We start from the raw sequence: 17,994 nt of genomic DNA on the forward strand, positions 1-17,994 counted from the left end.
TCCCCACTTCCTCCGCTAATCCCGCGGAATATGCTGCTTAACGCCGTAAACACCAAAATAAAAGTCTACTTTAGCATTTGGCCGTTAATTGTCATCTGTTGCAGATATAGCTTTTATTTATTATGAGAGAGTGAACACGGCAACGTAGGATAAACATTGGCGACGTGCAGCCAATCAGGCGTAGCGCTGGCAGCATGCCATCCGTTTTTTCACCCGAAGGCTTCATCCAAGCTACCGATTTCACATCACTTTTCCCAAAGTAAGCTACGATTAAGTATGCCGGCGCAATGAGGTGGCGGCAGTTATAGTGAGGGGTGCGCTGATGGTTATATCGACTGATGAGCGGGTAACGAGCCCACAACGTCTGAGTGACGGACCTGACTGGACATTCGATTTGCTGCAGGTCTATCTGGATGAAATTGACCGGGTAGCCAAACTGTACCGTCTGGATACCTATCCCCACCAAATCGAGGTGATCACCTCCGAGCAGATGATGGACGCCTATTCCAGCATCGGGATGCCCATCAACTATGCCCACTGGTCGTTCGGCAAGAAATTCATCGAAACCGAGCAACGTTACAAGCACGGTCAGCAGGGACTGGCCTACGAAATCGTCATCAACTCCAATCCCTGCATCGCCTACCTGATGGAAGAGAACACCATGCCGATGCAGGCGCTGGTGATGGCTCATGCCTGTTACGGCCACAACTCGTTTTTCAAGGGCAACTACCTGTTTCGCAGTTGGACCGACGCCAGCTCAATCGTCGATTATCTGCTGTTTGCCCGTCAGTACATCGCCCAATGCGAAGAGCGCCACGGCGTTGACGAGGTGGAGAAGTTGCTCGACTCCTGCCACGCCTTGATGAATTACGGCGTGGATCGCTACAAACGACCGCAGAAAATCTCGCTGGAAGAGGAAAAACTACGTCAAAAAAGCCGCGAAGCCTATCTGCAAAGCCAGGTAAACGAACTCTGGCGTACGCTTCCCCGCCGCGAACAGGAAACATCGCCGGAAAAAGCCCGTCGTTTCCCGAATGAGCCACAGGAAAACCTGCTCTATTTCATGGAGAAAAATGCCCCGTTGCTGGAACCCTGGCAGCGCGAAATCCTGCGTATCGTGCGTAAGATCAGCCAGTATTTTTACCCGCAAAAACAGACGCAGGTGATGAATGAAGGTTGGGCCACGTTCTGGCACTACAGCATCCTCAATCATCTGTATGACGAGGGCAAATTGTCCGACCGCTTTATGCTGGAGTTTCTCCACAGCCACACCAACGTGGTCTACCAGCCGCCGTACAACAGCCCTTACTATAGTGGCATCAACCCGTATGCGCTCGGCTTCGCCATGTTTCAGGACATCAAGCGTATCTGTCAGGAGCCGACGGAAGAAGACCGTTACTGGTTCCCGGACATCGCGGGCAAAGACTGGCTGGATACCCTGCACTTCGCGATGCAGAACTTTAAGGATGAGAGTTTCATCAGCCAGTTCCTCTCGCCCAAAGTGATGCGCGATTTCCGTCTGTTTACCGTACTGGATGACGACCGCAATAATTATCTGGAGATCGCCGCCATCCACGATGAAAAAGGCTACCGGAAGATCCGTCAGGAACTGTCTTCCCAGTACAACCTGAGCAACATCGAACCCAATATTCAGGTCTGGAACGTGGATTTACGCGGCAATCGCTCGCTGACCTTGCGTTATGTGCCGCAGAATCGCGCACCGCTGGACAAAAGCAGCCATGAGGTGATGAAACATGTGTACCGTTTATGGGGATTTGAGGTAACGCTGGAGCAAATGAATGAGGACGGCAGCGTCGAACTGATTGATCGCTGCCCGCCACGCAACGCCGCCCTGTGACGCCCTGGCGGATCGCCAGCAACAAAAACGGGTAGCTGAGATGGCTACCCGTTTTTTACAACCCGGTTTTTCATAAACCGGGCTTTTTATCAGCTAACCGCGGCCTTCGGCCAGATCACGCGGAATGGTGTTCTGCATGCTGTGCCACAGCGCTCCGCTCTCTTTGCCGTATTGGCGGATCACATCGGGAACCTGCTCATACAGCCCGTCACGGCTCAGCGACTCCAGACGGCGATAGAACGCCAGTGCGGTTTTGCGAGCTTCCGTATTGGAGAAATAGTAGCGTCCAACGCGGATATACAGCCCTTTCAACCCGTTGATAATCAGGCCGTAAATCGGGTTGCCGGAGGCGAACGCCAATCCGCGGAACACGTTGTAATCCAGTTCGGCGTAGGCATCCGATGTGTCCTTAACTGATTCAGTCAGCTTAAGTATTTCGACCGATTTAGCCGGGTGCAGACGAATCGCGGTGCGAATGAAAATCCCGGCGATATTGGTGCGCACCGCCAGTAGGTTGTCAATCAATTGAGGAACGCTGTCGTGATCCAGCCGGGCCAGCGTTTCAAGAATATTCAGCCCTGAAGTTTCCCAAAAGTTGTTGATTTTGGTAGGTTTACCGTGCTGAATCGTTAGCCACCCATCACGGGACAGGCGCTGTAGCACCTCGCGCAACGTAGTGCGCGTGACCCCGATCAACTCGGACAACTCCCGTTCCGCAGGCAGAATGGATCCCGGGGGAAAACGATTATTCCATATACTTTCAATAATGTACTCTTCCGCGAATCCCGCCGGACTTTGCGCCTTTATAACCATAAGTTTATATTCCGTAGCGATGTTTACTAGTGAAAGTCAACATCATCATACCAAACGAACCCTACATCACATAGCATAGCAGGACCTGAAAATCTTAATTCGATATAAAAACTGTGACTAAAGACAATTCCTGCCAGACAAACGCGAATATGCCCCGCTTTACGGTAATTTTCTTTAAACACACATCGATTGTTAAATTAAATTAACGTTAAAGAAGAAAGCCAACGGTGCGGGATCCGCCACTTCAACCGCATTCTTCTGAAAAACGTTCCTGGCAACATTCCGAACGGGTACAAGCCAGCCATTCTATTATTTCTAATTATCAATCACCTGCTGTTCTTTCGGTTAACGCATTTGCCGTCGGCCGGTCGTCGGGTTTATTTTCATTCTGGGCATGCCCTGAAATACGGCCTGTCGTAACCCGGCGGATCTGCTGGCGCCGGAGGCTATTTTCACTGGCTTGATCAGTCCAGATCAAGTATGGCATGACGTTGCCAATAATATAAAAGTTTTGTCATTGCCGGTTTCCAATGATAACGGGAATTGCGTTTATCAAACAGCTATTGCTGCTTGTACTTACCGCAGGCTGCTGGATATCCGCACCACCTCAAGCGGGTGCCGATTTTTGGGCGCGTGGGGTTTTATTTTCACTTTTTCCTCTGCCCTGCCGCCGTATCGATCATTTCTCCGTACCCTATTTAGCTTTTCCGCTATTTATCATCGTGTTGTGCTCTCAGAAGATGATGCGGACACTTCATTGATCAATACCGTCATGCACCAGCATAAATCGTGTATAGTAAGGGGCGGATTTCGCCATGAAACTGGCGATCCCTCATAGAAAGCGTTAAAAACAGCAGAGTATTTGTTGGCACAGCAGAATCTCCTCAGGCACTGATGCAGATTCCGAGCGGTACAGGCGTCACTGGCGCCGCCGCAAGAAACGTCAGTTCATCCGGATCAGAGATTCAATGAGGGCAGCGAGCACGGTTATCACTGCCCATACTATCGTTTTTAGCATGGAATATTTTTTATGTTGCGATTTTTGAACCGTTGCTCCCGCGGTCGGGGCGCCTGGCTTTTGATGGCGTTCACGGCACTGGCTTTTGAACTGATTGCCCTCTACTTCCAGTACGTGATGATGCTTAAGCCCTGCGTACTGTGCATCTATCAGCGCGCCGCGCTCTACGGCGTGATGGCCGCCGGTCTGGTGGGCGCCGTTGCCCCCGGTACGCTGCTGCGCTATCCGGCAATCGGGTTATGGATTTACAGTGCCTGGGAAGGACTGTCGCTGGCCATCAAACACACCAATATTCAGTTGCACCCGTCGCCGTTCGTCACCTGCGACTTTTTTGTCAGTTTCCCGTCCTGGTTGCCGCTGGATAAATGGCTGCCGGCGATTTTCACCGCCACCGGCGACTGCGCCGAGCGCCAGTGGAGTTTCCTGAATCTGGAAATGCCGCAGTGGATGATCGTGATTTTCGGCGCCTACCTGCTGGTCGCCGTACTGGTGCTGATCGCCCAACCTTTCCGCCCCAAACGCCGCGACCTGTTCGGTCGGTAAAAGCGTCCTGAACCGGGTCAGGCTATCGCCGGCCCGGTTTTGGCTGTTATCCTCCCCCGTCAAAAGCAGCAGAGTCGAGCAAATCAGCCGTCGCCAGAGCGGCGATAAACAACGAATTATCTGGCCCACTCCGGCTTGTTCAGGATGTGGTCCTGCCAATCCATCACATCACTTTCACGCACGGCGATGTTGCGCACCGAGATCCTTTGCTGATGCATCGCCGCTTTCGAGCCAGACAGCAACGGATGCCACGGTTGCAGCCCTTTCCCTTCGTGTATCAACCGGTAAGCGCAGGTTTCGGGCAACCAGTCGAACGACAACAGGTTTTCCCGCGTCAGCTTGATGCAATCCGGCTCGTATTCAAACCGGCGCGCATAATTACGGCACTGGCAGCTTTTAATATTCAGCTGATTACAGGCCACATTGGTGAAATAGAGTTCGTCCGTGTCCTCATCGATCAGCTTGTGCAAACAGCAACGCCCGCAGCCGTCACAAAGCGCTTCCCACTCGTCGTCCGACATTTGCTCCAGGGTTTGGGTTTCCCAAAAGGGTTTTTGAGTCATAACTGCAATTCCGATGATGATAAACAGGGCGTCTGACTGTGTATTGTATCTGACTGTGTATTGTAAAGGGGGATGCGGCGGGATACCACCCGCGGCAACGCCGCGAGCGGTGACAGAATACTCAGATAACGTGGGTTGTCAGCGTGCGCTCGTTGAGCGTGATGGTTAATGCATCGCCCGGCTGCAGCGGCCCCACCCCTTGCGGCGTACCGGTCAGGATGATGTCGCCGGCGCGCAGGGTGAAAAAGCGGCTCATGTAAGCGATCAGCGGCAGAATCGGCGTGATCATGTCACGCGTATTCCCCTGCTGACGCACTTCGCCATTGATGCTAATGCCCAGTTCCGCCTGCTGCGGATCGCCAAATTCCGCCACCGGGATAAACCCGGATACCGGACAGGAACCATCGAACCCTTTGGCTTTTTCCCACGGTTGCCCGGCTTTCTTGAACCCGGCCTGCAAATCACGCAGCGTCAGATCCAGCGCTACGCCGTAACCGGCAATCGCTCTGGCAACCCGTTCTTCATTAGCCTGTTTGAGCGGCGTGCCGATCAACACCGCCAGTTCAACCTCGTGGTGTACCGAACCCAGCTCTTTAGGAATCGCCACCGGCTGACGCAAATCGCACAACGCGGTTTCTGGCTTGATGAACAGAACCGGTTCCGCCGATTTGGCGCTGCCCATTTCACGAATGTGCTCGGAATAGTTGCTGCCGACGCATACCACTTTGTTAACCGGAAAATCCAGTAATGCGCCCTGCCAGTCTCTGTGTTGATACATGTACCCTCTCCTGACCTTCTGTTAGCGGATGGCGCCAGCCTGTCATGACAGACTCGGCTTGCCCATCATACCGGCATCGCTATCAAAAAAGTAAGCGCGATTGATGAACAACGGTATCCGAAATTTATCATAACCCCCGTGCTACCTTTTGCGACCGCTATCAATACGCCGGCCGAAGAAAGGAATTACGCGGGGTGGATGAAAATTCGTTTATTTAATCGCTGCGACGAATATACCTGTATATAAATCAGTATTGGGAAAATAGCATGAACAGGATTAAACCATTGCCCGGTTTATTTCTGACACCCCTGTATTAAAAAACAGCGGCCAATTCCCGTCGCGGCAGCGAACATTATCTGAAAAATAATTCGGGTATTATTTTTTTACACTTGCCTGCAGTTCATCCAATAGATTTTCCGGCGGCGGCGGCAGTTGCAGATAAAAACCCTGTTCAATAAGCATCTGTTTTACTTTATCAATATCCGCTGACGCCAGTTTTTTCCTGCCATCAAGCGGTAATAACATCACCAGATGCGGCAGGCCGAAACTTTTCATCAGTTCGTCAGGCACGCGGGAAAAATCGTCTTTTTTTTCGACATAGAGATATGTTTGATCGCGTTTGGAACTTCTGTAGATCACACAATACATGTTTTTTACTCTGAACTAGGGGAATGGTGTCTTGCCTGTATTTTCATGTGACTATAACATGCTTGAAGCGCTCTGGAATATCATGCCTTAAATGCTACTCTGGGGATTTAAAGATGCTGAAACTGAGTCAGGACAGATGTCACAAACGCCAATTGAGTTGAAAGGCAGCAACTTTACCTTATCCGTTGTTCATCTGCATGATGCGCAGCCCGATATTATTCACCAGGCCCTGCAGGAAAAAATCGAACAGGCGCCGGCGTTTCTTAAAAACGCGCCGGTAGTCGTCAATGTCTCGGCGCTGCCCGTTGACGCTGACTGGATTAAGCTCCAGCAGGCGATTACCGCCGCCGGTCTGCGGGTCGTGGGGGTAAGCGGGTGCGATGATGAGCAACTCAGGCTATCTATCGCCAAAGCGGGGCTCCCGCTGTTGCGCGAAGGCAAGGAACGCCGGGCGACTCAACCGCCGGCGCCGGTCGCCGTGCCGGTTAAAACCCGGGTGGTCAATACCCCCGTTCGTTCCGGACAGCAAATTTACGCCCGCGACTGTGACCTTATCGTTACCAGCCATGTTAGCGCCGGTGCCGAGGTCATTGCCGATGGCAATATCCATATTTACGGCATGATGCGCGGCCGTGCGCTGGCGGGGGTTTCTGGCGATGTCAGCAGCCAGATCTTCTGCACCCATCTGGCCGCCGAGTTGGTGTCGATCGCCGGGCGTTACTGGCTCAGCGATCAGATACCGGAAAACTATTTCGGGAAGGCGGCGCGCCTGAAACTCAGTCCGCCCGACCATGTTCTGACCATACAACCTCTAGACTAGGCCCTTGAAAGGAATTATTTATGGCACGCATCATTGTTGTTACTTCAGGTAAAGGGGGCGTTGGCAAGACCACTTCAAGCGCGGCCATTGCTACCGGTTTAGCCCAAAAAGGTAAGAAGACGGTTGTCATCGATTTTGACATCGGTCTGCGTAACCTCGACCTGATCATGGGATGTGAGCGCCGGGTCGTGTATGACTTTGTGAATGTCATCCAGAACGACGCCACCCTGAATCAGGCGCTGATAAAAGATAAGCGTACCGAAAATCTGTATATCCTGCCGGCGTCACAGACCCGCGATAAAGAAGCCCTGACCCGTGAAGGCGTGGACAAGGTACTCAAGGATCTGGCCGACATGGAGTTCGACTTCATTATCTGCGATTCCCCCGCCGGTATTGAAACCGGTGCGTTGATGGCGCTTTACTTCGCGGATGAAGCCATCATCACCACCAACCCGGAAGTGTCGTCAGTACGCGACTCCGACCGAATCCTGGGGATTTTGTCCTCCAAGTCGCGCCGTGCCGAACAGGGCCAGGAGCCGATCAAAGAGCATTTGCTGCTCACCCGTTACAACCCGGGCCGCGTCAGCCGCGGCGACATGCTGAGCATGGAGGACGTGCTGGAAATTCTGCGCATTCCTCTGGTCGGCGTGATCCCGGAAGATCAGTCGGTGCTGCGTGCGTCCAACCAGGGCGAGCCGGTCATTCTGGACAAAGACGCCGACGCGGGCAAAGCCTATGAGGACACCGTGGATCGTCTGTTGGGAGAAGAACGGCCTTACCGTTTTATCGAGGAAGAGAAGAAAAGCTTCCTGAAACGACTCTTTGGGGGGTAAATCATGGCGTTACTCGATTTCTTTTTGTCCCGCAAAAAAACGACAGCCAATATCGCCAAGGAACGGCTACAGATTATTGTCGCGGAGCGACGCCGTGGGGACAGTGAACCGCATTACCTGCCGCAGTTGAAGCGCGATATTCTGGAAGTCATCTGCAAATACGTGCAGATTGACCCGGAAATGGTGACGGTGCAGTTGGAACAGAAAGGCGACGACATTTCCGTGCTGGAACTGAACGTCACCTTGCCGGAAGCCGACGAGCCCACGACGCCCGCCGATAAGTAATCACCGTTTCCCCTGCTCCAGCAGGAAACGGTTGCGGCCGCCGCCCTTGTCTGCAAGGGCGGCATGTCGATATCAGTAATGCGCCAGAATATCTTTCAGACCTGGTCCAAACAGGCGGCCACGCCAGCCGGTTACCATTTCAGGTTCATTCTCCGGCAATGTCAGTTTCCAGTGCCAGTTCAGCAATCGGTTAATCTGCCGCCGGGATGCCAGCAATTCGGCCGACAATCCGCTTTGCTCCGCACACTGCTGCACCAGCGCCTTGATGTCGCGAAACGCTTTCTTATAACCGGGATAGTCGATCAGATTGACCACCGGCGGCGGATAATCCGCCTCGCTCAGCGCTGCGGTTTCCGCCACCAGCGCCAGTAGCGTCTTGCCGTGATAACGAATTTCCGGCCCGCTCAACCCCAGCGAATCCAGCTCGCCAAGCGAACCGGGCAGACAACGGGCCACTTGCCACAGGTTCTCTTCCCGAACAATGAAATTGACCGCGCTGTCGCGCTCCCGCGCCTTACGAAGACGCCACGCCGCCAGTTTCTGCAAACAGGCCAGATGACGGCCGCGCAGTTGCCAGGCATTGCCGATCTCCCGATACGCCAATTCCGGCGCCAGCACCTCCTGACGGCGCTGGCACAGTAACAGGCACTCGTCCAGCGCCGCTTCCAGCCGGCCTGCGGTACGGGTTTCCTCCACCAGCGTTCTGGCTACCGGCAGCAGATAGAACACGTCCGCCGCGGCGTACTGGCACTGTTTTTCGCTGAGCGGACGCGCCAGCCAGTCGGTGCGGGATTCGCTTTTATCCAGCGTGACCTGACGGTAATCCGCCACCAGCGCGGCAAAACCATAGGACAACGGCTTACCCAGAAACGCCGCCAGAATCTGGGTATCGATGAACGGCGACGGCAGGCAGCCGAACGCATTCAGAAACACCTCCAGGTCTTCGCTGCCGGCATGCAGAAACTTGGTCACCTGCGGGTTCTGCAACAGCGCGCGAAACGGCGCCCAGTCACCGATCGCCAACGGGTCGATCAGCGACAGATTGTCACCGTCATACAACTGAATCAGCCCCAGTTGCGGATAATAGGTGCGGGTACGGACAAACTCGGTGTCCAGCGCCACCTCAGGCACTGCGCACGCCTGCGCGCACACCGCTGATAATCCTTCATCGGTAGTAATCAACTGATAATTCAAAACGGTATTCTCTTGGTTGCGCCCCGGTGCGGCAACCGCGACCGGGGCATGGAACATATTCATGGCGGACAATCAACATCACGCGGGTCAGACCGCTCCATCAGGGCAGGTAATGGCTTGACGCGAAAGGCGATGTTGTCCTGTGGTGCTCAGCAGGCAGGCCCCCACCATACCCGTCATGGCTACCACAGGCAACCTTCAGGCGGCTGACTGCTCATTACGCAGCTCACGCCGGAGAATTTTTCCCACGTTGGACTTCGGTAACTCGGCGCGGAATTCGAATAGCCGCGGCACCTTATACCCGGTGAGGTTACGACGGCAGTGACTGATCAGCTCCTCCACCGTCAGCGAGGGATCGCGGCACACCACGAAAACTTTGACCGCTTCGCCCGACGTTTCGCTGGGCACGCCAATCGCCGCCGCTTCGGATACCTTCGGATGGCGCGCCACCACTTCCTCGATTTCATTGGGATAAACATTGAAGCCGGACACCAGAATCATGTCTTTTTTACGGTCGACGATTTTCAGGAACCCCTGCTCGTTCGCCGTGACAATGTCACCGGTCGCCAGCCAGCCCTCTTTCAGCACGTCGTGAGTCGCGGCAGGCTGCTGCCAGTAGCCGGACATCACCTGCGGGCCGCGCACCCACAATTCGCCGGGTTCGCCGGGCGCCACATCCTGACCGTCATCATTGACGATACGCACATCGGTGGACGGCACCGGCAAGCCGATGCTGCCGCTGTAATGTTGCAGATCATACGGATTCCCCGCCACCAGCGGCGCACTTTCCGTCAATCCATAGCCTTCCAGCAGATGGATGCCGGTCAGTTTTTCCCAGCGCTCGGCCACCACCTGTTGCACCGATGCGCCACCGCCTACCGACAGCCGCAGCGTGGAGAAATCCAGCCGGCTAAACGCGGCGTTATTCAGCAAGGCGTTGAACAGCGTATTCACCCCGGTAATGGCGGTAAACGGATAGTGCGTAAGCTCTTTGATCATGCCGGGAATATCGCGCGGGTTGGTGATCAGCAGGTTTTTTCCACCGATTTCGACAAACAACAGACAATTCACCGTCAGCGCAAAAATGTGATAGAGCGGCAGCGCCGTCACCACCAGTTCCTGCCCCTCCTGCAATACCGGGCCATAAGCCGCTCTGGCCTGCATCAGATTGGCCTGCATATTCCGGTGAGTCAGCATCGCGCCCTTGGCGACGCCGGTGGTGCCGCCGGTATATTGCAGGAACGCCAGATCCTGATTGTTCACCTCCGGCTTCACATACGGCATCCGTTTGCCCTGCTGCAGTACCTGACGGAACGAAATGGCGTCCGGCAGGTGATATTTCGGCACCAGACGCTTGATGTACTTGACCACGAAGTTGACCAGCGTGCCTTTGGCCGGCGCCAGTTGATCGCCCATGCGGGTCAGGATCACATGTTTCACCGAGGTGTTGTACACCACCTTTTCCAGCGTATGAGCAAAATTGGAGACGATAACGATGGCCGAAGCGCCGCAGTCTTTCAACTGGTGCTCCAGCTCGCGCGGCGTATACAGCGGATTGACGTTGACCACCACCAGACCGGCCCGCAGGACGCCGAATAGCGCGATCGGATACTGCAACAGGTTCGGCATCATCAACGCGACGCGATCGCCCTTTTTCAGTTTCAACTGATGCTGCAGGTAAGCGGCAAAAGCGCGGCTGCGCTCCTCCAGCCGACGGAAGGTCATCACCTCGCCCATATTGATAAAGGCGGGCTGGTCGGCATAACGCGCCACCGCGTGTTCAAACAACTCGATTAGCGAAGCGTAGCGATCCGGGTCAATTTCCGCGGGGACATCCGCCGGATAACGCGCTAACCAGATTTTTTCCAAAACGTCACTCCCGAGATATTTTTTAAGTGGCATAATCAATCCCAACCCGAGTGATCTGTAACAACATTTTAACTCATATTAACAACTGTGAAATTCACAATGTTCAGGTTGAGAAGATGATCACTTATTTCAACTTGTTATCAGTGCCGAAAAAAAAACGAGGCGACCCAGGCCGCCTCTATTCACTGTCAGGCTATCGCCTGATTGCTGACGATCGTTACTCCGTGACGACAGACTCCACCTGAGCCGGCGCATACCCGTCGTTCCAGTCCGGGCCCCAACCGGGTCCCCAGACATGACGGTAGCGGCGATCCCACCACGGATCGTAGGCTCGCGGCGGCAACACCACCTGCTGTACCACGCGCCAGCGTTTATAGCCCTGCACGTTAATCACTACGTACTGATATGGCCGTTCACCGATTTTACCCTGCTCGGTACCGCTAATTGGCCCTACCACGGTGATCAGCTGGTTTTTGAAATCCACCGGCTCCAGAAACCCATTGACGTAGGCGACCAGACGACCGCCAGACGGCTCGCCCAGTCGCGGCCGGCCAGCATCATCCAGCGGCAAGCTGACAATCTCCAGCCGGGTGCGATTGGCCTCGTTGCGAATATCCGCAATCCGGCCGCCAAAGCGCGATTCCTGCCCAACGTACAGATTCGGCGCATTCATCACCCGAATCAGGTCCATCTGCGGCGTGGCCGAGGTCCCACGGATTTCATCCGGTAACGTAACGCAGCCAGACAACACGCTCAGACTCAGCAACAGCAGTCCGCACAGCCCGGTCCGACGCAGCCGCATCGACGTTCTATTTCCGAAAGATTGGATAGTCATCACATACATCCCGCTTGCCATCGTCAATTTATGACAGATACCTGACTTAGACTGTAGCCGATGCGATAAGTTGCTGTTATTCGCGGCCGGGTAATTTTTTCCACGCTACTTCGTTGCGCAGATAACGGGGTTCGGCCTGTTCCACGCTCACCGCACCATCCGACGTCCATAACCGCCACGCCAGCGGCAGCATGTCCTGCGCCTGCGGCAACAGCATATCGGTGTGATTCAGGACGATATCGGGATGGCCGATCAAATCCGGATAGGTTTGCCAACCGGTTCCCGCGGTGGCCCAGTCGCCGTTCAGCGATGCCGCCAGTGACTGCACCTGAACCGGCGCCAGCACGGCTTCACTCGCCTCGCCGCGCCAGTCGCCTTGTTCGTCGCGCTGGTAGCTTGCCCAGTAGACTTCGCCCATGCGGGCATCAATGGCGGTCAGCACCCGGCTGGCGCCGGTCAGGCGGTGCGCCCCTTGCGCCAGCGTCGCCAGCGTCGACACGCCGAGCATCGGTAAATCCGCGCCCAGCGCCAGCCCTTGCGCGATGCCGATGCCGATACGCACGCCGGTGAAGCTGCCCGGCCCGCGTCCGAATGCCAGCGCATCCAACTGGCCGAGCGTCATGCCGTGATCGGCCAGCAATTGCCGGACCATCGGCAATACCCGCTGGGTATGCTCGCGGGGGCAAACTTCAAACAGGGAATGGATTTCACCGTCATTCCAGAGTGCAACGGAACAGGCTTCCGTTGCGGTATCAAGCGCTAAAATTCGCGTAGACATGCCAACCTCAGGCAGGGAGAGAATATTTCAACGGCGCGCATCATAGCAGCCAGCGCCGGTGACCGTCACGGTTTGCGCGTCAGAAAATCGATGGCTTGCCGCAAATCCCGTGTTCTTGGCGCCGGCGGCAGGCTGGTGAGAAACACTTCGCCATACGGCCGCGTCACCAGACGGTTGTCGCAAATCACCAGCACGCCGCGGTCTTCCACGTCGCGGATCAATCGGCCGACGCCCTGCTTTAGCGTAATCACCGCATCGGGCAATTGCACCTCGTCGAACGGGTCGCCGCCGCGCACCCGGCAATCCTCCATGCGCGCCTTGAGCAACGGATCGTCCGGGGAGGTAAAAGGCAGCTTGTCGATAATCACGCACGACAGCGCATCGCCCCGCACATCCACGCCTTCCCAGAAACTGCCGGTCGCTACCAGCAACGCGTTGCCTGCCGCCAGAAACTGCGCCAGCAGCTGCGGCTTGCTGGTTTCGCCCTGCACCAGCACCGGCAACGTCAGCGACGCCCGAAACTCGGCGGCCAGGTCGCGCATCATCTGGTGCGAGGTACACAGCATGAAGCAACGCCCCTGATTGGCCTCAATCAGCGGGCGCAACATGCGCGCCAGTTGTCTGGCCGCGCCGGGTCGGTTGGTTTCCGGCAGGTAACGCGGCACGCACAACAACGCCTGACGCGCGTAATCAAACGGGCTCGGCAGCAGCAACGTCCGGGCCTGCTCCAGCCCCAGCCGGTCAATGAAATGTGTGAGCTGATCGTTTACCGACAGCGTAGCTGAGGTAAATACCCAGCAGGCCGGTTTTTCTTTCATTACGTCCCGGAAACGGTCCGCGACTGACAGCGGCGTCAGCGCCAGCACGAAATGACGCGAGGTGCATTCGTACCAGTAGCTGTAACCGGGTTGCTGCACGTCCCGCAGCCGCTTCAGCCGCGCACGATATATGGTCGCGCGTTCAAACGCCGCATCCAGCAACGCGGAGCGGCCCAGCGACAGCTTGGCGACATCGCAACACAGTTCCAGCGCGTCATCCAGCAACGTCAGCGACCGCTGCAACATGTTATCCGTGACAATGTCACGTAAATTGCCGCGAAATCCCGGGTCGCCCAGCGCCAGACGAAAATCTTGGGTACTCTGGCTCAGACGATCGGCGCTTTTCTGTAACTGGCTGGCGTCCCGCACTTCGGTGCGGTAGGCAATCACGATATCTTTGGCGAGGTCCAGCAACTGGCGACTGGAGAGCTGCTGGCCGAAGTACTGGCTGGCGATATCCGGGATCTGGTGGGCTTCATCAAATATCACCACGTCGCTGTCGGGGATCAGTTCGGCAAATCCGCTCTCCTTGACCACCATATCCGCCAGATAAAGATGATGATTCACCACCACCACATCGGCATCCATCGCCCGTCGGCGCGCCTTCACCACAAAGCACTCCTTGTAGTGCGGGCAGTCGCTGCCGAGACAGTTATCGTTGGTGCTAGTCACCAGAGGCCATACCGCGCTGTCTTCAGCCACATCGCCGCACTGGCTGATGTCGCCGTCTTCGGTTTCGGAACTCCAGCCGCGCAGCCTCACCAGTTCGCGCAGCACGTCGCGGCCAAGATCGCCGCCCGCCAGCGATTGCTGTTCCAGTCGTTCGATGCACAGATAATTGGCGCGCCCTTTCAACAGCGCCAGCTTACCTTGAAAATTCAGCGCGTTGGCGACAGTCGGTAAATCGCGGCTGTACAGTTGATCCTGCAGCGCGCGCGAGCCGGTGGAGACAATCACCTTTTTGCCGGAACGCAGCGCGGGCGCCAGGTAGGCGTAGGTCTTGCCGGTACCGGTGCCCGCTTCCACCACCAGTGGTTTTTTGGCGTCGATCGCCTCCAGCACGGCGGCCGCCATCTGACGCTGCGGTTCGCGCGGCTGGAAACCCCGAATCGCCTGCGCCAGTACGCCATCGGTTGCAAAATCGTCGATTGAGCTGTCTGCTGCCACGCTGCCTCTCTTGTCTGACACTACCGTCGCCCTGATTCGGCTGGATAAAGGTGGCTGATTATGCCAAGCCTGCGCGCACGACACCACTTCGGGTCGTGTCTGCCGTCCAGCTCAGGGATCACCTGTTGGGAAGAACTGTGTTAGTCTCTGCGGTTTTAGCGCCTGTCCCGGCAGGCGCGTAGACTGAAACGAGGAGCCTGACTTCATGTCGATTACCCGCATCAATCCCGACGCACGCTGGTCCGACGCCGTGATCCACAACAACACGCTGTACTACACCAGCGTGCCGGAAAATCTGGACGACGACGCCCTCGCCCAGACCGAAAACGCGCTGGCGTCGCTGGACGCCATCCTGCAACAGGCCGGCAGCGATAAAAGCCGCCTGCTGGACGTGACCATTTTTCTGGCCGATAAAGCTGATTTCGCCGCCATGAACGCCGCCTGGGACGCCTGGGTAGTGGCCGGCAGCGCGCCGGTGCGTTGCACCGTGGAAGCCAAACTGATGAACCCGAAATTCAAAGTGGAAATCAAAGCGATCGCCGCAGTCGGCTGATCCTGCGCGGGCGGCGGTTTACACGCCGCCCGAAAGCCATTATTCCTGTTACTCCTGCGAAGAAGCCTCGTCGTCCTCAAAACGCGCCACCACCCGCGCCCCCTGATGATTCTGGCGCAGCTCTTCCGCCACCTGCGCGATGGCTTCGCCGCTGCTCATGCCTTCCGCCATCAGCTGTTGTATTCTTTCCACCGCCTGTTGCTGCTGCTCATGGGTCAGCGCCGGGATACCTGCAAACATCATTCTTCTCCTGAAAACCTTTTTATGCCGGCCACGCCAGCGATCCGCCACGGTTTGTGGTACGCTTGCACCGCTGTGATGCATGCTGCCGGTTCAGCGTACGGCTGCCGGCATGACCAACGCCGAGAAACCATACCAATACCGCTATGCCGACACCGATAGTCTATCACGCGCTCCCGTATCAGCCGGATGCGCTGTTGCGCCTTTTTAGTTCCCTGTCGCGCCAGCCCTGGGCGATGTTGCTTCATTCCGGGTTTGCCGACCATCCTCATAACCGTTTTGACATTCTGGTGGCGGAGCCGCGCCTGACCCTGCAGACCGTCGGCGAACTGACCACGATCCAACACGGCGATGCCCGGCAGACCTCCGCGGAAGACCCGTTTCACCTGCTGCAACAGCAGCTCGATGCGCTGGCGCTGGATGTGCCGCCGCATCCGGATTATCCGTTTCAGGGCGGCGCTCTCGGTCTGTTCGGTTACGATCTGGGGCGACGGGTGGAGCAGTTGCCGGCCATCGCCGACCGGGATATCGACCTGCCCGACATGGCGGTGGGCATGTACGACTGGGCGTTGATTGCCGACCATCATCAACAACGCCTGACCCTGGTCGCCCACGGCGATATCGACGCCAGACTGGCCTGGCTCAACGCTCTGTCGCCTGCCGAACCGGGCGCATTTCGCCTGACCAGCGACTGGCAAGCCAACATGAGCCGGGAGCAGTACGGCGAAAAATTTCGCCGTATTCAGGATTATCTGCGTGCCGGAGACTGCTATCAGGTCAATCTGGCCCAGCGTTTTCAAGCCGGTTATCAGGGCGACGAATGGCAGGCGTTCCTGACGCTTTCCGCCAGCAACCGGGCGCCGTTTTCCGCGTTCCTGCGGTTGCCGCACAGCGCGGTGCTCAGCATTTCGCCGGAGCGTTTCCTGTGGCTGCACGATAACCACATTCAGACCCGGCCGATCAAAGGTACGCTGCCGCGGCTGCCGGATGCGGACGCCGATGCCCGTCAGGCGCAGCGACTGGCTGCCTCCGAGAAAGATCGCGCCGAGAACCTGATGATTGTCGATCTACTGCGTAACGATATCGGCCGGGTAGCGGTGCCGGGCAGCGTGCGGGTGCCGGAATTGTTTGTGGTGGAGCCGTTTCCGGCGGTGCACCATCTGGTCAGCACCATTGAAGCGCGATTACCCGCGCAGCAGCACGCCACGGATGTGCTGCGCGCCTGCTTTCCCGGCGGTTCCATTACCGGCGCGCCCAAAGTTCGGGCCATGGAGATCATCGAAGAGCTGGAACCGCATCGCCGCAACGCCTATTGCGGCAGCATCGGCTATCTCAGCGTCTGCGGCACGATGGACACCAACATCACCATTCGTACGCTGATCGCCGCCAATAGCACGCTTTCCTGCTGGGCTGGCGGCGGAATTGTGGCCGACAGCGAAGAACAGGCAGAATATCAGGAAACATTCGACAAGATTGGCCGCATTCTGCCGTTATTAACCGTATCGACCACGGATTAAACAGGGCTGACCGACATGACCGACGCCACGCTGTTGCCTCTCTCAGACCGCACTGACGAATACCATCCTTATGATCTGGACGCGTTTATTACCCGCTTTCAGTTGCAGAGCGCCCCCGATCTGCCGGTCACCCAGCACCACCGGCAGGCAGCGGTGCTGGTGCCGATCATCCGTCGCCCCGATCCGTGCCTGCTGCTGACCCGCCGCTCGCTTCGTTTGCGCAAACACGCCGGACAGGTAGCTTTTCCCGGCGGCGCGGCGGACCCGGACGATCATTCGCTGATCGCCACCGCGCTGCGCGAAGCGCAGGAGGAAGTGGCGATTCCCCCGGCATCGGTCCAGATACTGGGAACGCTGCCGGCGTTCGACAGCACCAGCGGTTATCAGGTCACCCCGGTGGTCGGTCTGTTGCCGGAGAACACGCCTTTTCATCCCAACGCCGACGAAGTGGCGGAACTGTTTGAAATGCCGCTGCGGGATGCCTTTGCCCTCCAGCGCTACTATTCGCTGGATATCGAGCGCCGCCAGCAGCATCACCGCGTCTACCTTTCCTGGTATCGGCAGCAGTTCGTCTGGGGGCTGACCGCCGCCATTATCCGCCAGTTGGCATTGCAGGTGGCGACGCCGGAACCGGCGTAATCTCCCGGCCAAACGTCGAATCTGCCATAAGTTATTTTTCGGCATAACATAACTTTATTTCATGTGAAAAGCCGAATATGGCAGCATACTCTCCACTACAATAGCGCGATCTATCGAGTTTTATTCTGGAGCGAGTCGTGTCGTCGGCCATAACGCCAGATAAATGGTGGTATGGCGAGCGATGCCCCCCTCGTTCCCCTATAGTAACAGCAGTGCCCTAAAGGA

Annotated in this window: 19 protein-coding genes; 9 read left to right on the forward strand and 10 right to left on the reverse strand. The window is 56.6% G+C overall.

What is annotated here, in order from left to right:
* Window positions 1-322 precede the first annotated feature (322 nt).
* Window positions 323-1,858 (forward strand): SpoVR family protein, encoded by a 1,536-nt coding sequence (locus tag CPA59_RS11830; RefSeq protein WP_038919148.1) that lies wholly within the window; start codon window positions 323-325, stop codon window positions 1,856-1,858.
* Between the two features lie 93 nt (window positions 1,859-1,951).
* Here the strand turns inward: CPA59_RS11830 and fadR are convergent, their stop codons facing one another.
* Window positions 1,952-2,671 carry a fatty acid metabolism transcriptional regulator FadR gene (fadR, locus tag CPA59_RS11835; RefSeq protein WP_038919150.1) on the reverse strand — a complete coding sequence of 240 codons (720 nt, stop codon included), beginning with the start codon at window positions 2,669-2,671 and terminating at the stop codon, window positions 1,952-1,954.
* 430 nt (window positions 2,672-3,101) lie between these two features.
* Between fadR and CPA59_RS23295 the strand changes: the two genes are divergently transcribed.
* Together CPA59_RS23295 and dsbB are read left to right on the forward strand one after the other, a co-directional pair.
* Window positions 3,102-3,509 (forward strand): hypothetical protein, encoded by a 408-nt coding sequence (locus tag CPA59_RS23295; RefSeq protein WP_107759473.1) that lies wholly within the window; start codon window positions 3,102-3,104, stop codon window positions 3,507-3,509.
* 192 nt (window positions 3,510-3,701) lie between these two features.
* The gene (gene dsbB, locus CPA59_RS11850; protein ID WP_038919151.1) at window positions 3,702-4,232 is read left to right on the forward strand and encodes a disulfide bond formation protein DsbB; all 531 of its coding nucleotides are present in this window, start codon (window positions 3,702-3,704) and stop codon (window positions 4,230-4,232) included.
* Window positions 4,233-4,348: 116 nt separating this feature from the next.
* On the opposite strand, the gene CPA59_RS11855 is transcribed toward dsbB, so the two are convergent.
* The 3 genes from CPA59_RS11855 to CPA59_RS11865 all read right to left on the reverse strand — a co-directional run bounded on the left by CPA59_RS11855 (window position 4,349) and on the right by CPA59_RS11865 (window position 6,221).
* On the reverse strand, window positions 4,349-4,795 hold the full coding sequence (locus CPA59_RS11855) for a YcgN family cysteine cluster protein (RefSeq protein ID WP_022633724.1): 447 nt from the start codon (window positions 4,793-4,795) through the stop codon (window positions 4,349-4,351).
* Between the two features lie 121 nt (window positions 4,796-4,916).
* Window positions 4,917-5,573, reverse strand: a complete 657-nt coding sequence (locus CPA59_RS11860; RefSeq protein WP_038658419.1) for a fumarylacetoacetate hydrolase family protein — start codon at window positions 5,571-5,573, stop codon at window positions 4,917-4,919.
* Window positions 5,574-5,948: 375 nt separating this feature from the next.
* Window positions 5,949-6,221, reverse strand: a complete 273-nt coding sequence (locus CPA59_RS11865; RefSeq protein WP_013318040.1) for a YcgL domain-containing protein — start codon at window positions 6,219-6,221, stop codon at window positions 5,949-5,951.
* A 136-nt stretch (window positions 6,222-6,357) separates the two neighbouring features.
* Between CPA59_RS11865 and minC the strand changes: the two genes are divergently transcribed.
* Genes minC through minE form a run of 3 tightly spaced genes read left to right on the forward strand, consistent with a single transcriptional unit; the run spans window position 6,358 to window position 8,159 of the window.
* On the forward strand, window positions 6,358-7,041 hold the full coding sequence (minC, locus tag CPA59_RS11870) for a septum site-determining protein MinC (RefSeq protein ID WP_100849603.1): 684 nt from the start codon (window positions 6,358-6,360) through the stop codon (window positions 7,039-7,041).
* Between the two features lie 20 nt (window positions 7,042-7,061).
* Window positions 7,062-7,874 carry a septum site-determining protein MinD gene (gene minD, locus CPA59_RS11875; protein ID WP_038658412.1) on the forward strand — a complete coding sequence of 271 codons (813 nt, stop codon included), beginning with the start codon at window positions 7,062-7,064 and terminating at the stop codon, window positions 7,872-7,874.
* Between the two features lie 3 nt (window positions 7,875-7,877).
* Window positions 7,878-8,159, forward strand: a complete 282-nt coding sequence (gene minE / locus CPA59_RS11880; protein ID WP_033570808.1) for a cell division topological specificity factor MinE — start codon at window positions 7,878-7,880, stop codon at window positions 8,157-8,159.
* A 72-nt stretch (window positions 8,160-8,231) separates the two neighbouring features.
* On the opposite strand, the gene rnd is transcribed toward minE, so the two are convergent.
* From rnd to CPA59_RS11905, 5 genes are all read right to left on the reverse strand, one after another.
* Window positions 8,232-9,353: a ribonuclease D gene (rnd, locus tag CPA59_RS11885; protein ID WP_107760824.1), complete on the reverse strand. Its 1,122-nt coding sequence runs from the start codon at window positions 9,351-9,353 to the stop codon at window positions 8,232-8,234.
* Between the two features lie 198 nt (window positions 9,354-9,551).
* Complete coding sequence (gene fadD, locus CPA59_RS11890) at window positions 9,552-11,222, reverse strand: long-chain-fatty-acid--CoA ligase FadD (RefSeq protein ID WP_159077941.1); 1,671 nt, start codon at window positions 11,220-11,222, stop codon at window positions 9,552-9,554.
* Between the two features lie 217 nt (window positions 11,223-11,439).
* Complete coding sequence (locus CPA59_RS11895; RefSeq protein ID WP_174213743.1) at window positions 11,440-12,024, reverse strand: Slp family lipoprotein; 585 nt, start codon at window positions 12,022-12,024, stop codon at window positions 11,440-11,442.
* Window positions 12,025-12,133: 109 nt separating this feature from the next.
* Window positions 12,134-12,835: a tRNA (adenosine(37)-N6)-threonylcarbamoyltransferase complex dimerization subunit type 1 TsaB gene (tsaB, locus tag CPA59_RS11900; RefSeq protein WP_038919155.1), complete on the reverse strand. Its 702-nt coding sequence runs from the start codon at window positions 12,833-12,835 to the stop codon at window positions 12,134-12,136.
* Window positions 12,836-12,900: 65 nt separating this feature from the next.
* Window positions 12,901-14,820 carry an ATP-dependent DNA helicase gene (locus tag CPA59_RS11905; protein ID WP_107759477.1) on the reverse strand — a complete coding sequence of 640 codons (1,920 nt, stop codon included), beginning with the start codon at window positions 14,818-14,820 and terminating at the stop codon, window positions 12,901-12,903.
* 205 nt (window positions 14,821-15,025) lie between these two features.
* Here CPA59_RS11905 and CPA59_RS11910 point away from each other — a divergent pair, with 205 nt between their 5' ends.
* Entirely contained in the window at window positions 15,026-15,373 is a 348-nt protein-coding gene (locus tag CPA59_RS11910) for a RidA family protein (protein ID WP_038658397.1), read from the forward strand.
* Window positions 15,374-15,421: 48 nt separating this feature from the next.
* On the opposite strand, the gene CPA59_RS11915 is transcribed toward CPA59_RS11910, so the two are convergent.
* A complete protein-coding gene (locus CPA59_RS11915; RefSeq protein WP_038658394.1) occupies window positions 15,422-15,613 on the reverse strand; it encodes a YoaH family protein in 192 nt (63 codons plus the stop codon).
* 146 nt (window positions 15,614-15,759) lie between these two features.
* On the opposite strand from CPA59_RS11915, the gene pabB reads away from it, so the two are divergent.
* Together pabB and CPA59_RS11925 are read left to right on the forward strand one after the other, a co-directional pair.
* Window positions 15,760-17,130: an aminodeoxychorismate synthase component 1 gene (pabB, locus tag CPA59_RS11920; protein WP_107759480.1), complete on the forward strand. Its 1,371-nt coding sequence runs from the start codon at window positions 15,760-15,762 to the stop codon at window positions 17,128-17,130.
* A 15-nt stretch (window positions 17,131-17,145) separates the two neighbouring features.
* Window positions 17,146-17,769: a CoA pyrophosphatase gene (locus CPA59_RS11925; RefSeq protein ID WP_038919158.1), complete on the forward strand. Its 624-nt coding sequence runs from the start codon at window positions 17,146-17,148 to the stop codon at window positions 17,767-17,769.
* Window positions 17,770-17,994 lie beyond the last annotated feature (225 nt).

The organism is Dickeya sp. Secpp 1600 (assembly GCF_003049805.1).
Lineage (GTDB): Bacteria > Pseudomonadota > Gammaproteobacteria > Enterobacterales > Enterobacteriaceae > Dickeya > Dickeya fangzhongdai.

Bases quoted from the DNA above. Each gene is read 5' to 3' on its own strand.
- fadR (WP_038919150.1), bottom strand. From the start codon at position 2,671: ATGGTTATAAAGGCGCAAAGTCCGGCGGGATTCGCGGAAGAGTACATT.
- minC (WP_100849603.1), top strand. From the start codon at position 6,358: ATGTCACAAACGCCAATTGAGTTGAAAGGCAGCAACTTTACCTTATCC.
- minE (WP_033570808.1), top strand. From the start codon at position 7,878: ATGGCGTTACTCGATTTCTTTTTGTCCCGCAAAAAAACGACAGCCAAT.
- CPA59_RS11925 (WP_038919158.1), top strand. From the start codon at position 17,146: ATGACCGACGCCACGCTGTTGCCTCTCTCAGACCGCACTGACGAATAC.
- CPA59_RS11855 (WP_022633724.1), bottom strand. From the start codon at position 4,795: ATGACTCAAAAACCCTTTTGGGAAACCCAAACCCTGGAGCAAATGTCG.
- CPA59_RS11915 (WP_038658394.1), bottom strand. From the start codon at position 15,613: ATGTTTGCAGGTATCCCGGCGCTGACCCATGAGCAGCAGCAACAGGCG.
- tsaB (WP_038919155.1), bottom strand. From the start codon at position 12,835: ATGTCTACGCGAATTTTAGCGCTTGATACCGCAACGGAAGCCTGTTCC.
- minD (WP_038658412.1), top strand. From the start codon at position 7,062: ATGGCACGCATCATTGTTGTTACTTCAGGTAAAGGGGGCGTTGGCAAG.
- CPA59_RS11860 (WP_038658419.1), bottom strand. From the start codon at position 5,573: ATGTATCAACACAGAGACTGGCAGGGCGCATTACTGGATTTTCCGGTT.
- CPA59_RS11895 (WP_174213743.1), bottom strand. From the start codon at position 12,024: ATGCGGCTGCGTCGGACCGGGCTGTGCGGACTGCTGTTGCTGAGTCTG.
- dsbB (WP_038919151.1), top strand. From the start codon at position 3,702: ATGTTGCGATTTTTGAACCGTTGCTCCCGCGGTCGGGGCGCCTGGCTT.
- pabB (WP_107759480.1), top strand. From the start codon at position 15,760: ATGCCGACACCGATAGTCTATCACGCGCTCCCGTATCAGCCGGATGCG.
- CPA59_RS11865 (WP_013318040.1), bottom strand. From the start codon at position 6,221: ATGTATTGTGTGATCTACAGAAGTTCCAAACGCGATCAAACATATCTC.
- CPA59_RS11910 (WP_038658397.1), top strand. From the start codon at position 15,026: ATGTCGATTACCCGCATCAATCCCGACGCACGCTGGTCCGACGCCGTG.
- CPA59_RS11830 (WP_038919148.1), top strand. From the start codon at position 323: ATGGTTATATCGACTGATGAGCGGGTAACGAGCCCACAACGTCTGAGT.